Consider the following 14,968-nt stretch of genomic DNA (forward strand, 5'->3'; position numbering starts at 1 on the left):
ATTCAGGATATGATTTCACCCCGCACACGTTCTCAAAGAGGTCCAATGTCGCAACAGGGAGCGAAAAAGTTCATGTAACCCCCAAAACGAATGACAAAGGTGAATATGTTGCAATGAAATCCGATCCCCCGCAAATTATAGCTGATCAGATAGAAAGACTTAAAGATTGATGAGATTAATGTAACGACTTAAACAATATTTTATTAGTGATCTGTCGATAGATCGTCAGTCCAGGCCTTTGAGCCGTTTATTTATCACGGTATCATGATGGATATGGTATGAGGAGGGCGAGTCGCATCCGGAAATGGCAGTGCCTAAAATGAAATTTTGCATGGCTCTTGATTGTAATATAATTACATAACAATAATTGGGTACCATGTAAGCTGGAATGCCCCAATAGACTGTTGTTATGAATGAACATAATTTTTAGGAGGTTATTTATGTCCAGGCAAAATAGAACCCTAATGGATTGGAATGAGGGTGTATGGCTCAACTCCCCTCAGTCTTCTAGCATAGAAGATGGGATGCTGAAGATTGTGCCGGAGAAAGGGAGAGACTTCTGGAAAAAGACTTTGTACGGTTTTGAATTTGAAGATGGACCGGCATTGTTGGCAAAATGGGATCGCAATACGGGAGTTGAGGTTTCCTTCCGGCTCAACTCCTTTGTCGAATTATACGATCAAGCGGGTCTGTTATTATATCATGGCCAGGAACAATGGATTAAAGCAGGCATCGAAATGAATGACGGGACTCCTCAACTTGCCGTTGTAGTTACAGACGGATATTCAGATTGGTCGCTTACGGCTGTACCGGAATGGGAGGGGGAGGAAGTTACCTTGCGGGCATCGATCATTAAAGATGCTGCGGTTATTCGGGCACGGAGCGGTAAGCATGCTTGGAGGACCATTAGGGTCGCAAGATTTCCATACCCTTCGAATAATCAAGCCGGTCCTTTTGCCTGCTCGCCGCAGCGCGAGGGCTTTGAGGCTACGTTTACCCGTTGGGAGGTAACTGCCCCTGACGAAGATCTTCATATTGATCCACCATTACTATAATCTAAACAATATACGCAGAATGGAGTTTGAAAAACGAGATTAGGCACAGACGATTATATCACCGAGCCCCTCAACCCCCTCAAAGTAGTGACGCGCGTCAATACCGTTCTGTGTCGAAAGTCCAGCGGAAAATTGCAAAATCCCTTATCGATGGGTGTTACTTCTTTAGTAAACGAGGAAAGGGGGCTTCATCCTGAATAGGATGAAGCCCCCTTGTACCAACAACCTTTTTATAGAAACTACGGCATGGTCAAATGGGGCAGGCCTTGAGAGACCTTTTTCAGCGAGACATTAGTATCTCCTTTGACATACCGGTCGAAGAAAGCGGATGAGAGCTCGTTAATGGAGCGGTGCATCTGACGAGGGGCAGCCCCAGTTGGCGGCAGTAATGGAGAGAACAGATAGAAATCCGTGAAACTCATATGGTTCGCATGGGCGAATACAACCGAGTATGCTTCTCCTGCACCAGCCCGTTTTCGGCGTTCCGCCGACTCGGCCCAAAACTGCTCGTAATCTTCCCGACTACGGCCGGAAGATTCAATTGCCTGGTCCAAGGATCTCTCGAATGCGAGGCGGTCTACGCTAAACTCCGCATTCATCTGCATATACGGCTTCCCGTATCCGCCTTCAGGCACCGGCTGGCCGTAAAGCGTTCCGTCCATATTAAGGGCAGCTTTCACTCTGCTATCCACAAGCAGCATCTGGGCTGCCGTGGCTCCGCCAAAGGAATGGCCGAACATGCCGACCTTATCCATATCGAGTCTATCGGAAAAGATCCCTTTTTGGTCCGATTCGTTTAGCAGCTCCATTTGATCCAGTACGAACTTGGCATCTTCGACCCACAGCCGGCTCTTCTTCTCGTATGCATCGAATCCCGACAGGTTCTCAAGTTTCAACATGGCTGTCTGGTCCGGAAAGACGACGGCGGCGGCATCATAGGGATGATCGATGCCAACGACGACGTATCCTCGACTGGCCAGTTCTTCAACCTGAAACGTATTCTGGTTACGGAAGCCGGTCAGCCCGTGAGAGAACAACAGTACGGGAAAACGATCCTGGTCCGTGGATAACTCCGCATCTTGCTCGGAATGGGATTGCACGTATTTCAGCTGGCCTAACAAAAACGGGGGGATGGAGATGGCCTGCCGTAAACCTTCAAGAACGACCGGGAGATGCTCTATATACGGAGATTTCCCGGTCCCTGTGCCCAGTGTCGCAGGATACCAGATTTGGATCTTAAGCTTTCTGCTATCCGCAGGATCATCCGTGGCCGGCTCTTCTCTGCGTTCGTCCTCGAGTACCATCGTGGTCGAGCCGACAGGATATGGTCCTTGAGGTTCGGCAAAGGAGAAAACAGGAAGAAGTATCGGCAATGCAGCCGAAACGCCGATATACACGATCAGAAGCAGGGCGATGATCGAGCGCTTGATTGCTGTCATTACGGCTAACCGCTTTGCAGGCTGGACCGAAGGATGATCCTTCGAGTGGGTGGATTGCCGTAAATGATAAAGAGCCAGTCCTCCTAAGATAAGACATTCCGCATAGGCCGGGATCATCTGCCATCGGTAGCCTTCGGTTAACATTTGGATAATGCTTAGGCCCCCGGACAGTCCGGCTGCCCAAAAGCAGAGGCGTACATAACGTTTGTGTTTTCCCAATAACGAGATGCAACTGATGATTAGTGCCAGATTCAAGATCCATAATGCAGTTTCATATATACGCATAAGTATCCTCCTATTTTATCGTAAAATAAGCTTATCAGCCGGAGCTGTAGCCTAGCTGTAGCCAACCTTACATAATCCTTACAATTAAAAATGGCTCCGTCTGACCGATAATTACAGTGTATATTTTTATAAAGAGAGCCCGGCTTTGCCGTATACATATGGAGGAACGATATGGAACAAGATACTAGACTAGTAAAAGGACGGACGATCTTGATAGCGGACGACGAGTCGGACATCACGGAGCTGCTGAGGCTGTTCTTGGAGCGCGAAGGCTATCGCGTGCTGGAAGCTATAAGCGGACGGGAAGCGTGGAATATATTGCATCGGGAGCCGGTCGATCTGGCGGTAGTCGACATTATGATGCCTGAACTTGACGGCTATCAGCTGATCGCCCGGATCCGGGAGAATCACAGGCTTCCCGTCATTATTTTGTCGGCAAAAAACGGTGATATAGATAAAGTTACCGGGCTGGGGCTCGGGGCTGACGATTTTATCTCCAAACCGTTCAGTCCGATCGAAGTCGTAGCGAGAATCAAGGCGCAGCTTCGTCGTTATTACGAACTGATGGGCGCGGAACCCGCCCAACGGTCGGAGATGTTAAAGACCGTGTGCGGATCACTAACCCTGGATCATGAAGCTTGCGTCCTTTACAAGCGAAGCGAGGCGATTACGTTAGGCCCGCTGGAATACAAGCTGCTCAGGTTGTTGATGGAAGCGCCAGGGCGGATTTTTACAAAGCGTCAAATTTATGAAAATGTGTGGAACGAGCCGTATCTGGAGGACAGCAACACCGTCATGGTGCAGATCAGTAGACTGAGGGATAAGCTGGAGGACGATCCTCGTGAACCGAGGTTTCTCATCACCATTAAGGGGCTTGGGTACAAACTCGTACCGAGAGACGTGGCACCATGAGGAGTCGAAGAAGGGTCCATAACAGCCTGATGATAAATTATGTCCTGTTTTCCGTCATCCTAGGGGTTATCGGTTTTGTGGTATATGAAAACATGTATGATGCCCGCGAGGAATATATAAGTCGGACACTTCCCAGGGTTGAAGCGAACCTGCTGATACGGGACGATTGGGAGAGCATCCCCTATGAAACCGTCCAATCCTTTGGCGGTTACATCCAGGTGCTGGACAAGAGCCTGAACGTTGTCTTTTCGCGGGGCAGCGGAATGGAGAAGGCAAAAGCCTCCTATACGGAGGAGGAGCTGCTTACCATGTTCTATGAAGGTAACGGATCGGGATATCACTCCCTTGCCCCTTTCGTTTCACCGGAAGGCCGGGAATACCACCTACTTGTTACGATACCGGGCGGAGTTGTGATGAAGGAAAGCCATTTGGTGAAGACAAACGCCGAGATAACCAAAGTTTTCACGAGACTCCTGATTGATGGATTTCTGTGGTTTGCCGCCGCATTTTTATTGAGTTTATGGTTATACGGCCGGATTACGGCAAGAAGGATCACGAATCCGCTCACGGAAGTTTCCCGCGAACTCGCACAGATTGCAGAAGGCAGGGGAGGGAAAAGGCTATTGTTTCGAGCCAACAAGGAGTTAATGGATCTTCAGCTTCATTTCAACCGGATGGCGGATAGGCTTGAGCAAGCGGAGACAGCAAAGCGAAGACTTGAAGAAGAACGCCGCCGGCTGATGATGGACATTTCCCATGATCTGAAAACGCCGATCACAACGATACAGGGTTATGCAGAGGTGCTGCGGCTCGGTATGGAACAGAGCGAAGAGCAGCGTCAGAAATATGCGAACCGCATACATACCAAGGCGAGGTTTATCGCCTCGCTTGTTGATGACCTGTTTGAGTTAACCAAACTGGAGAGCACGGAATTGTCATACGAGCGGAAGATAGGCGATTTAGCTGAGCTGTGCCGCACTGCGGCAGCCGATCTGTACGATTCGTTTGAACGGAAGGGAATTACGCTGGACATCCGCATTCCGGAATCGCCAGTCATGCTGTCTTATCACGAGGGTCTCATGCATAGAGCTCTTTCGAATTTATTGACGAATGCCCTGAAATACAATAAGGAGGGTGCTCATGTATGGCTGGAGCTGGAGGCATGCGATAAAGATATCCTGCTTACCGTTGGAGATGACGGTCCGGGAATATCGGACCCTGTGAGAGAGACGGTGTTCGAACCTTTCGTGCGCGGTGATCAGGCTAGGAGAAGTGACGGCGGCAGCGGGCTCGGATTAGCCATCGCACGAAGTTCAGTTGAGCGGCATGCCGGGCAAATTTGGCTTGATCCGGAGGCGGAGGGCACCGTTGTTCATATTCGATTGACCAAGACATGAGTGTATGGAGCGAATTGGATGTTAAAGCATATTCACCGTTTCCAACTAGAAAGCGCCATGCAAGATAAACTTTCAAATAGGGGACCGCCAACATTTTTACGAAAACATACGTTAAGTTTTTAAACATGACGGGATTGTCGTTATTTATTCCTTTAATCTGAAAAAGTGTAACCTTATCGCCACTTACTATTACTGGAGGTAGGGTCTAGCCGTTTACGTTTCGGATGATGATTTCAAATTTTGAGCGGATGCGCTCGTTTACACTCAGACGCATCCTTGGATATGCTACGATGATTTTGTCAAATGTTGTATATAAGCCGCAGATCACGCTAAAATGGCTCTAAATGTAACGCTCAAAAAAACGGGGGCTTCGCCGTGACAATGAAATGGATCGACTTGTCCAAGAATGCGATAGACTTATACGAGCAGAAACATAGGGGCGGGCATCACGTGTCCGAGCACTATCATCAGACGCACCAACTGCTATTTGTGCTGGAAGGGGAAGGCACGATTCGGCTAGGGGGTGAGGTTCGGAAGCTTACGGTCGACGATACGGCGCTGATCGTTCCGTATTCCGTCCACTCCGTCATGTCCGACTTCAGGCTGACCTTGTTAGTGTTGGCGTTTGACGAGGCAGTGCTCGATCCGGATATGAGGGAGCAACTGCTCCACGCCTACTTTCCGGCCTCCTGCCTGCTGAAGCCGGGATTGTTTGCTGCGAGCGAACTGCGTCAGCTGCTGAGGAAAATTCTGTTCGAGCAGTCCAGGGAGCTGTCGCCGCTCGTCCGGCTTTCGCTCAAAGTCCAGCTATCCCAGTTGCTGCTTTTGCTGGTTCGATCGGCCGGAACGGAGGCAGCCGGAGCGGGCTCCAGCTCCAACAAGCTGCGTGCCGAGAAAATTCGCAGCTATATCGATTCGAAGTATTTTGATCCGCTGACCGCGGGGGACATCGCTTCCAAGCTGGACATCAGCACGCGGCACGTGAACAATATTTTCAAGGAAAGGTACAACATGACACCGATGCAATATTTGACCGAGGTACGCATCCGCGTCGCCCAGAAGTTGCTGGTGGAAACGGGTAAGGACATTATTTCGATCTGCTTCGAGGTCGGCTACGATTCCGTGTCTACGTTTTACCGGTCGTTCAAAGCTGTCGCCAAGCTGTCGCCAAAGGCGTACCGGGAGCTGAACGCGCCCGCCCAAGCTGAGTAGGCGGGAATCCTTCCGTCAAATGGACAGCGAGTGCACAATGCGCGATCAAAGGAACAAGATAACGATCAAAGGACGACCGGCCGATTGATTAAAACATATTTTCCCCTTCATCCCCCCATCGGCTTATCGTCGGCGGGGATTTTGTTTTTCGCTCGAATAATTCGCTTCCAAAATTGAGAATCGTGTTCCCGTAATCGTAAGAAAAGCGGTTTCTCATCGACTACAATACGGTTATACGAAGCGAAGGGAGCGATGAATGTGGCAGTTCGCAACATCGGCATTATTATGAACGGCGTTACCGGACGGATGGGAACCAACCAGCATTTGATCCGTTCGATTCTTGCGATTCGCAAGCAAGGGGGCGTTGCGCTACCGAGCGGAGACGTCATCATGCCCGACCCGATTCTGATCGGCCGGCAGGAGAGCAAGCTGCAGGCGCTGGCCGCCGCCCACGGCGTCGAACGTTGGAGTACCGATCTTGAAGCATGCCTCGCCGATCCGTACTACGAAATTTATTTCGACAGCCAGACGACGGTGCGCCGCGCCGAAAGCATCAAGCAGGCGATCGCCGAGGGAAAGCATATTTATTGCGAGAAGCCGACGGCCGTCGATTTGGAAGGGGCGCTTGAACTGGCTCGCATCGCCGCTGAGGCCGGGGTGAGAAACGGTGTCGTGCAAGACAAGCTGTTTTTGCCAGGATTGCTCAAGCTGAAACGCTTAAACGACTCTGGTTTCTTCGGGCGTATCCTGTCCGTGCGAATGGAGTTCGGCTATTGGGTATTCGAGGGCGACTGGCAGCAGGGTCAGCGGCCATCGTGGAACTACCGCAAGGAAGACGGCGGCGGTATTATCGTCGACATGTTTGCACACTGGCGCTATGTTCTCGAGAATTTGTTCGGGGAAGTGAAGGCTGTCTCCTGTCTTGCCGCTACGCATATTCCGAAACGTCTGGATGAGCAGGGCGTTCCGTACGAATGCACGGCGGACGATGCGGCGTACGCCATATTTGAGCTGGAAGACGGCATTATCGTGCAGGCCAACTCGTCCTGGGCGGTGCGGGTAGACCGCGACGATCTGCTCACGGTTACGGTCGACGGCACCGAAGGCAGCGCCGTGGCGGGTTTGCGGAACTGCAAGACGCAGCATCGGGTCAACACGCCGAAGCCGGTATGGAATCCGGACATTCCGAACCCGTTCCAGTTCCGTGACCAATGGGTGGAGGTGCCGGATAACGCGTCATACGACAACGCGTTCAAGGTGCAATGGGAACTCTTCTTGAAGCATGTCGTCATCGGCACGCCGTTTCCGTGGGATTTGCTCGAAGGCGCGAAGGGCACCCAGCTTGCCGATCTCAGCTTGCAGTCGTGGCTGGAACGCCGCTGGATCGACGTGCCGAAGCTGAGCCTGTAAAAATAAATACTAAAAAAATCGGCTTTTCAGCACCGGCCGATTTTTTAATTACCTCTTAAGGAGGGGAATACAGATGGCCAAGTCGTTGCTCCTCCCCCGCGCAGGGGGAGCGTTGTATGAATATACTCCGGGCAAAGCAGGCTCGTTCTCCGTGCCGGCCAAGCCGTTTACGGGCCGCATCGCCTTCTCGGCCGCCCATGTCGTCTGCGATCCGTTTGCGGACGCAGATCCGCTGCATCATTCGCAGATTGATTGGAACTCGACGCTCGCCTACCGGCACCATTTGTGGTCGCTCGGTCTGGCCGTAGCGGAAGCGATGGATACCGCGCAGCGCGGCATGGGCCTCGACTGGAACCGCTCGAAGGAGCTTATCCGCGCTTCGATCGCGGAAGCGCGCTCAGTCGGCGGCAAAATCGCCTGCGGCGCGGGAACCGACCATCTGTTTCCGGGACCGTCGGTCACGATCGCCGACGTGGAAGCCGCCTATGAAGAGCAAGTCGGCTTCATCGAAGGCGAGGGCGGTCAAGTCATTCTGATGGCGAGCCGCGCGCTTGCCGCCTGCGCGAAAGGGCCTGAGGATTACGAGCGGGTGTATGGGCGCATTTTGGGACAGGTAAAACAACCGGTCATTCTGCATTGGCTTGGCGACATGTTCGATCCCGCTCTGGCCGGCTATTGGGGATGCAAGGACGATCTGGACGAGGCGATGGACGTTTGTTTGCGCGTCATTCGGGCAAACGCGGACAAGGTCGACGGGATTAAAATCTCGCTGCTCGATGCCGGTAAAGAAATCAAGATGCGCCGGCTGCTGCCGGAAGGCGTCAAGATGTACACCGGCGACGACTTCAACTACCCGGAACTGATCAAGGGTGATGAGCAGGGCTACAGCCATGCGCTGCTCGGCATATTCGACGCGATCGCGCCGGCCGCCGCCCAGGCGCTTCATGCGCTTGACGCAGGCGATTTGGTCAGTTATGAGGCGATTATGGAGCCTACCGTTGCCTTGTCGCGTCATATTTTCCAGAAGCCGACGTACGCATACAAGACGGGAATTGTGTTCATGGCCTATTTGAACGGCCGCCAACCGCATTTCCGCATGATCGGGGGAGCGGAGGGATCGCGCTCGATCGTCCATTTGGCCGAGCTGTTCGTGCTTGCCGACAAGGCCGGGCTATTGGCCGATCCGGAGCTTGCCGCTGAACGGATGAAGCCTGTCTTGGCGCTGGCGGGTATTTGGCCGTAATCATTTATAGAGATGTTTGAAATCCGGGAGGGATCAGTATGGAACCGCTTCGTTCCATAGACAGGCTCAGCTTGAACCAGATTACGACCGATCGGCTGAATATGCGTGAGGCCGTGGAAGCATGCGTTCGCGCCGAAGTGCCTTGGATCGCGTTGTGGCGGCATAAAGTGGCCGAGACCGGCCTGGCCGAGAGCAAGCGGCTTGTGCGGGATGCGGGCCTGCGCGTCTCCAGCCTGTGCCGTGGGGGTTATTTTCCGGCGGCCACCGCGCCTGCGCGCAAAGAGCGGATGGACGACAATCGCCGCGCTATCGAGGAGGCGGCCGAGCTCGGCACCGATGTGCTCGTGCTCGTTTGCGGACCGGCGCCAGACCGGGATATCGATTTCGCCCGCAAGACGGTCGAAGAAGCGATCGCGGAACTAGTGCCGTTCGCCCGCTCGCACGGAGTCAAGCTCGGCATCGAGCCTTTGCACCCGATGTACGCCGCTGAACGCTCCGTCATCAATACGCTGGCGCAAGCCAACACGCTCGCGGAGCAGCACGACCCGCAAGACGTCGGCGTCGTCGTCGATGCGTTCCACGTCTGGTGGGACCCGGAGCTGTACGCGCAAATTGAGCGGGCCAGGGGGCGTATACTCGGCTTCCACGTCTCCGATTGGATCGTGCCGGTACCCGACCTGCTGATGGGCAGAGGGATGATGGGGGACGGCGTTATCGAGTTGCGCCGGATGCGTCATGCCGTTGAAGCGGCCGGTTACGCGGGGGCGATCGAGGTGGAAATCTTCAACCGGCAGGTATGGGATATGCTGGGAGACGAGGCGCTCACGCTCATCAAGGATCGTTATTTGCAGCATGTATGAATTATAAATTTGCAGCTTTGGCGGGCCGGGAGAATCGTTCCCGGCTCGTCAAGGCATAGCTTTGGAGGGAAGGAATGTGAAGATTTGTCGCACCGCGCTGATCGGGATCGGGGGATTCGGCGCTGAACATGTGAAAGTCATGCAGAAGCTGGTCGAAGAGGGTAGCCTGCAGGTTGCTGCTTTTGCGGAGCCGAATGTCGGCGCTCATCAGGAGTCTTACGGCAAGCTGACCGCGCTTGGGGCCGTCCATTATATAGACTACGTGCAGATGCTCACGCTGCATCCGGATATCGATTTCGTCGTCATCGTCACGCCGATCTCCTCCCACAAGCCGATGTGCATCCAGGTGATGCGGATGGGCTTTCACGTGCTGGTGGAGAAGCCCCCGGCGGTAACGATTCAGGACTTGGACGAGATGATCGCGGTGCAGAGGGAGACCGGGCGCTTGTGCCAGGTGAACTTCCAGAATACGTCGGGCCAGGCGTTCCGAACGCTGCTGGAAAGGATCGGCTCCGGTGTGCTCGGGCAGGTGGAGCAGGTGGTCGGCATTGGCATGTGGAAACGGCTTCGCTCTTACTACGATCGAACCCGCTGGGCCGGCAGACTGGTCAGCGACGGCCAGTATATGCTGGACGGGACGTTCAACAATCCGTTTGCTCATTTGCTGCACCATGGCTTGCTGGCGGCCGGAGGAGGCGCAGCAGACTTGTACCCGGAATCGGTGCAGGCCGAGCTTTACCACGTCAATGACATCGAGGGGGACGATGTCTCCTGTATTCGCGCCGTTATGGCTAACGGTGTGAGCGTTCATTTTTACGCCATGCTTTGTCACGAAGTAAGTGAAGTGCCTTCGATTGCCGTGTACGGAACGCGAGGGGAAGCGCATTGGAATTACCAGAACAAGCTGACCATTCGCGCACAGGACGCCGAAGAGGATTTAGCGTTTGGTCCGACCGATTTGATGTGCAGCATGTATCTGAACCTGATGGAAGCGATCGAAACCCCAGGGAAACCGCTCTTCTCGCCGCTCAAGGCAAGCCGAAGCTTCGTGCTGGTATCCAACGGCGCCTATGAGTCGGCTCGCGCCGTTCGTGCCATTCCCGGCCGATTCGTGACCGAGCGGGAGGATGGAGATTCCACGGTGCGCCTGCTGCCCAGCTTGTCCGAGAAGATGAGAGACGCGGCAGCGAAGCGGCAACTGTACAGTGAATATCCGCTTCCTTGGGCGACGCCGACCCGGCTGTTCCGGATGGAGGGCTACAACCGATTCGAGCTGCCTGCCACTATGCGCACAAATAACGGTAGACCGACCAATTAGAGGCGTTCCTTCAGGGCTCTTCTTTTTACAATGTCGAGGTTTAACCTAATGTATTTTTGGAGGCATGATACCTATTTAAATGAATCAGGACCAAATGGTTTCTGGTTCTTTATTTTGTTTACCTGACTAATTCCTCACTCTTCAGTTTACATACAACTACCTTTTTAAGTTATTACCAAATTGATTTAAGGAAGTACATTTTTTTATTTCATCCTGAAGGTAGAATGATAAACATGAGAGCTCTTTATTACAGTCGGAGGGATGGGAAAAATGAAAGCGGTTTTAGACAGCTCCCGAAAGTACGGCGCAGCAAAAAGGAAAAAAAACTTTCTGTACTACATCAAAAGAGACGGTCTGTTATATTTTCTTTTGCTGCTGCCAATGGCCTATATCCTGATTTTCAAGTATGCTCCCATCTATGGCCTTGTGATGGCATTCCAAGATTACAACATTTTTGAAGGAATTGGAGGGAGCGAATGGGTAGGACTGGATGTGTTCCGTTTTATTTTTGAGCAGGACAGCTTCTACCGTGCATTAAAGAATACGCTGGTCCTGAATGTTCTGGACTTGATCGCGGGGTTTCCAGCGCCCATTCTTCTGGCGATTTTGCTCAATGAAGTAAGACAAGCAAAATTCAAGAAAATGACCCAGACCGTGTTGTATCTGCCCCATTTTTTGTCCTGGGTTATTATTGGCGGTATGGTCTATCTGATGTTTTCTAACGGCGGCATGATCAACAATTTCCTGTCGAGCTTTGGTTTGGAAAGAATCGAGTTTCTGTCGCAGAAAACACCTTGGTTGATTACTTATATCGCCGTTGGCGTATGGCAAAATATCGGATGGGGCACCATCATTTATTTGGCGGCCATAACCGGAATCAATAGGGAGTTGTATGAGGCCTCCGATATTGATGGCTGCAGCAGGCTTCGCAAAATGTGGCATATTACACTGCCTGGCATGAAGTCAACCATCAATATTTTGTTGATTCTCCAAATAGGAAGAATGGTTTCGATCGGATTTGACCGTCCCTTTGTGATGGGGAATTCACTGGTTAGCGATTACTCTGATGTTATCAGTACTTTCGTGTATAGAGTTGGTATTAGTTCGGGTGATTTCTCCCAGGCAACGGCGGTAGGATTGTTCCAATCCGTGGTCGGCCTGATCCTGCTGTTATCTGCAAACTTTGTTGCGAAAAAATTAGGCGAGGATGGGATATGGTGAGGGTGGCGAGCAATAAGCGCAAGATGAAAAAAATGACTGTAGCGGATATGGCCATCATTGTATTTATCGTGGCATTGTCCTTCACATGTATCGTACCGTTCCTGTACATGATTGCGCTTTCTTTCAGTTCCAACGAAGCGATTATTTCTCAAAAGGTAGGACTGTGGCCAGTAGACTTCACAGCAGAAACGTACAAAACCATATTGAGCGATATGGATATGCTGTATACGCTTGGATACAGTATTGTGCTTACGATATTCTACACTTTGGTATGCATGTTCCTGACCATATGTGCAGCGTATCCGTTAACGAAGAAGCGGCTGAAGGGAAGAAACTTTATTTTGACGGCGTTGGTCTTCACCATGTATTTCAGCGGCGGTTTAATTCCCTCCTATATTCTGGTTAAAAACCTGGGCATGATGAATTCGGTTTGGAGCCTGGTTTTGCCGGGTGCCATGAGCGTGTTTAATATGATCATCCTGAAAACCTTCTTCAGCAACCTTCCGGAGAGCTTGGAGGAATCGGCAGCCATTGACGGGTGTTCGGATCTGGGCATTCTCATCAAGATTGTGCTTCCCCTTTCGTTGCCATCGATCGCCACATTAAGCCTTTTCTATGCGGTGGACAGATGGAATGGATTCCAGGATGCGCTGTTCTACATTACGAAAAAAGAGCTCTACCCTATGCAGATGAAGCTATACCAGATCATTTCGGCCAATCAGCAGTTGGATAGCCAACAAGGAGGGGAAGGAAGTGTCGGCTCCTATATTGTCCCTGAGTCATTGAAAGCGGCAAGTGTCATGTTTACAACGATTCCGATTTTGCTGATTTATCCTAAACTGCAGAAGTATTTCGTGGATGGTGTGATGACTGGGGCTATCAAGGGGTGATGGGGAAACAGATTATGATGAAGGGAGGATCCCGGCCTCGCGGATGATTTAAGAGAATCAATTACCAGAACGAAAGGGTGGTTAAAGTGTATAAGGGCATAAAGAAGAAAGCAACAATTCTATTTAGCACAGTGCTTCTAGCCGTAGGAGTGGCAGGCTGTGGTGGTGCAGGCAATAACAATGGGGAGACGGTATCAAAAGGGTCCAACGCATCGGAAACGGGCTCCGGTTCCCCAGTAACCTTGACAGTGGAAGTGTTTGACAGAGGTATTCAGGGACAACCGGACTTGAACAACAACGCGTGGACCAAATATGTCAATGAAAAATTCGGGAAGCCTAATAACGCCATTGTAAAATTTGTTCCTGTCCCCCGTTCCCAAGAAGTCGACAAGCTGAATGTTTTGATGGCTGCCAACGAGGCTCCTGATATTTCCTTCACCTACGACGGGAATACCGTAACCCGTTTCGCAAAAAGCGGCGGCCTCTATACACTGGATGAATTGTTGGAGAAGCATGGCCAGCAATTAAAGTCTTATCTGGGCGAGAACGTTCTTTCCTACGGGAAATATGAGGGCAAACAAATCTCGATCCCAGGCAAGCGGACTCTGATCGCTTGGAACGGCATGTTTATCCGCAAGGATTGGCTGGATAAGCTGGGAATGCCTGTTCCTACGAATCGGGATGAATTATATAATACCCTCGTTGCTTTCCGTGACAAGAACCCGGGTAATGTGGATGGCGTCATTCCGTGGGCAACTGCGGCTTCCGGCATGAACTACACCTTTGGCAACCTGATTCCTTCGTTCTGGGGTCCGATGTCGGAGGAGGAATTCGTTACCACCACCAATTGGCTGAAGCCCGGCACCAAGGATGCGTATAAATGGCTGAACAAACTGTACAATGAAAAGCTGATCAGCCCCGACTTTGCGCTGGATAAAACAACCAAACAAGCGGATGCCGATGTGACCAATGGGAAGGTAGGCTTCTACGCCGCCAACTGGGATTATCCACTTTCACAAAAAATTCGTGAACCACTGAAGCAAAATGCACCTGATGCCAACTATGTTGCTGTAGATACCTTCAAAAACGATGAGGGGAAATACCTGAAAGAGATGTACAACGAAAACGGGATTTTCTCCTTCATCCCGAAAAGCAGCAAGAATGCGGAGCTGGCCATAAAGTATCTGAACTGGATGGCTGATCCGGAGGTGATGTTCTTCCTTCAGTTTGGTGAAGAAGGCGTCAACCATAAGCTTGTAAACGGGATCCCGCAAGGGATTGCGCAAACCGGCGAAAATATGCAAACGAGCAATCTGAATATGGATTATACTCTAATTGTAAACGGTGCAGAGCTGGGCGATACCGAAAAGAATGTCCGAACGTACGCAGCAGCCTTAGCAGCCGGAGATCAGAGCTATGAAAAACTGGCTGTCGATTCATACAAGATCAATACGACGGATGGTTATACAGGCTTCTATTACGGCGTCTCGAACGAAGCTAGTATCAAGTACGGCAAAACGTTGGGTGACATGAACAAACAGATGAGTGACAGGCTGGTCGTTGCCAAGCCGGCAGAGTTCGACGCCTTGTACGACAAGCTGGTGAAAGAATATATGGACGCCGGCGGTCAGGCTGTTCAGGATGAGAATATAAAGAATTATAGAGATATCAAAGCACAGAGCAAGTAATCCATGGCATAAGGATAAACCAGCCTGTGGTTTATCCT

12 protein-coding genes are annotated in these 14,968 nt (G+C 51.5%); 11 read left to right on the forward strand and 1 reads right to left on the reverse strand.

Annotated elements, in window-relative coordinates:
- The first annotated feature begins 440 nt into the window (after positions 1–440).
- Positions 441–1,055, forward strand: a complete 615-nt coding sequence (locus tag RB298_RS02785; protein ID WP_096773745.1) for a DUF1349 domain-containing protein — start codon at positions 441–443, stop codon at positions 1,053–1,055.
- Between the two features lie 239 nt (positions 1,056–1,294).
- On the opposite strand, the gene RB298_RS02790 is transcribed toward RB298_RS02785, so the two are convergent.
- Positions 1,295–2,779, reverse strand: a complete 1,485-nt coding sequence (locus tag RB298_RS02790) for an alpha/beta hydrolase family protein (protein ID WP_486045646.1) — start codon at positions 2,777–2,779, stop codon at positions 1,295–1,297.
- A 171-nt stretch (positions 2,780–2,950) separates the two neighbouring features.
- Here RB298_RS02790 and RB298_RS02795 point away from each other — a divergent pair, with 171 nt between their 5' ends.
- The 10 genes from RB298_RS02795 (at position 2,951) to RB298_RS02840 (ending at position 14,930) form a co-directional block, all read left to right on the forward strand.
- Positions 2,951–3,691, forward strand: coding sequence for a response regulator transcription factor (locus RB298_RS02795; RefSeq protein ID WP_096773743.1), 741 nt, complete (start codon positions 2,951–2,953; stop codon positions 3,689–3,691).
- 77 nt (positions 3,692–3,768) lie between these two features.
- Positions 3,769–5,088, forward strand: a complete 1,320-nt coding sequence (locus tag RB298_RS02800) for a HAMP domain-containing sensor histidine kinase (RefSeq protein WP_486045649.1) — start codon at positions 3,769–3,771, stop codon at positions 5,086–5,088.
- A 381-nt stretch (positions 5,089–5,469) separates the two neighbouring features.
- A complete protein-coding gene (locus tag RB298_RS02805) occupies positions 5,470–6,300 on the forward strand; it encodes a helix-turn-helix transcriptional regulator (RefSeq protein ID WP_486045694.1) in 831 nt (276 codons plus the stop codon).
- Between the two features lie 258 nt (positions 6,301–6,558).
- Positions 6,559–7,710: a Gfo/Idh/MocA family protein gene (locus RB298_RS02810; RefSeq protein WP_486045651.1), complete on the forward strand. Its 1,152-nt coding sequence runs from the start codon at positions 6,559–6,561 to the stop codon at positions 7,708–7,710.
- A 73-nt stretch (positions 7,711–7,783) separates the two neighbouring features.
- Entirely contained in the window at positions 7,784–8,953 is a 1,170-nt protein-coding gene (locus RB298_RS02815) for a dihydrodipicolinate synthase family protein (RefSeq protein ID WP_486045653.1), read from the forward strand.
- A gap of 38 nt (positions 8,954–8,991) precedes the next feature.
- Positions 8,992–9,813, forward strand: a complete 822-nt coding sequence (locus tag RB298_RS02820) for a sugar phosphate isomerase/epimerase family protein (protein WP_486045655.1) — start codon at positions 8,992–8,994, stop codon at positions 9,811–9,813.
- Positions 9,814–9,889: 76 nt separating this feature from the next.
- On the forward strand, positions 9,890–11,131 hold the full coding sequence (locus RB298_RS02825; RefSeq protein WP_486045657.1) for a Gfo/Idh/MocA family protein: 1,242 nt from the start codon (positions 9,890–9,892) through the stop codon (positions 11,129–11,131).
- 270 nt (positions 11,132–11,401) lie between these two features.
- Entirely contained in the window at positions 11,402–12,352 is a 951-nt protein-coding gene (locus RB298_RS02830) for an ABC transporter permease (protein WP_486045659.1), read from the forward strand.
- Positions 12,346–13,242 (forward strand): carbohydrate ABC transporter permease, encoded by an 897-nt coding sequence (locus RB298_RS02835; protein ID WP_096773736.1) that lies wholly within the window; start codon positions 12,346–12,348, stop codon positions 13,240–13,242. Before RB298_RS02830 ends, RB298_RS02835 begins: the two co-directional genes overlap by 7 nt.
- An 86-nt stretch (positions 13,243–13,328) precedes the next feature.
- Positions 13,329–14,930, forward strand: a complete 1,602-nt coding sequence (locus tag RB298_RS02840) for an extracellular solute-binding protein (RefSeq protein WP_486045661.1) — start codon at positions 13,329–13,331, stop codon at positions 14,928–14,930.
- The last annotated feature ends 38 nt before the right edge of the window (positions 14,931–14,968 follow it).

Source organism: Priestia sp. BR_2 (genome assembly GCF_041954005.1).
Classification (GTDB): Bacteria; Bacillota; Bacilli; order Paenibacillales; family Paenibacillaceae; genus Paenibacillus_AQ; species Paenibacillus_AQ lautus_A.

Bases quoted from the DNA above. Each gene is read 5' to 3' on its own strand.
- RB298_RS02815 (WP_486045653.1), top strand. From the start codon at position 7,784: ATGGCCAAGTCGTTGCTCCTCCCCCGCGCAGGGGGAGCGTTGTATGAA.
- RB298_RS02835 (WP_096773736.1), top strand. From the start codon at position 12,346: ATGGTGAGGGTGGCGAGCAATAAGCGCAAGATGAAAAAAATGACTGTA.
- RB298_RS02820 (WP_486045655.1), top strand. From the start codon at position 8,992: ATGGAACCGCTTCGTTCCATAGACAGGCTCAGCTTGAACCAGATTACG.
- RB298_RS02785 (WP_096773745.1), top strand. From the start codon at position 441: ATGTCCAGGCAAAATAGAACCCTAATGGATTGGAATGAGGGTGTATGG.
- RB298_RS02805 (WP_486045694.1), top strand. From the start codon at position 5,470: ATGAAATGGATCGACTTGTCCAAGAATGCGATAGACTTATACGAGCAG.
- RB298_RS02795 (WP_096773743.1), top strand. From the start codon at position 2,951: ATGGAACAAGATACTAGACTAGTAAAAGGACGGACGATCTTGATAGCG.
- RB298_RS02790 (WP_486045646.1), bottom strand. From the start codon at position 2,779: ATGCGTATATATGAAACTGCATTATGGATCTTGAATCTGGCACTAATC.
- RB298_RS02830 (WP_486045659.1), top strand. From the start codon at position 11,402: ATGAAAGCGGTTTTAGACAGCTCCCGAAAGTACGGCGCAGCAAAAAGG.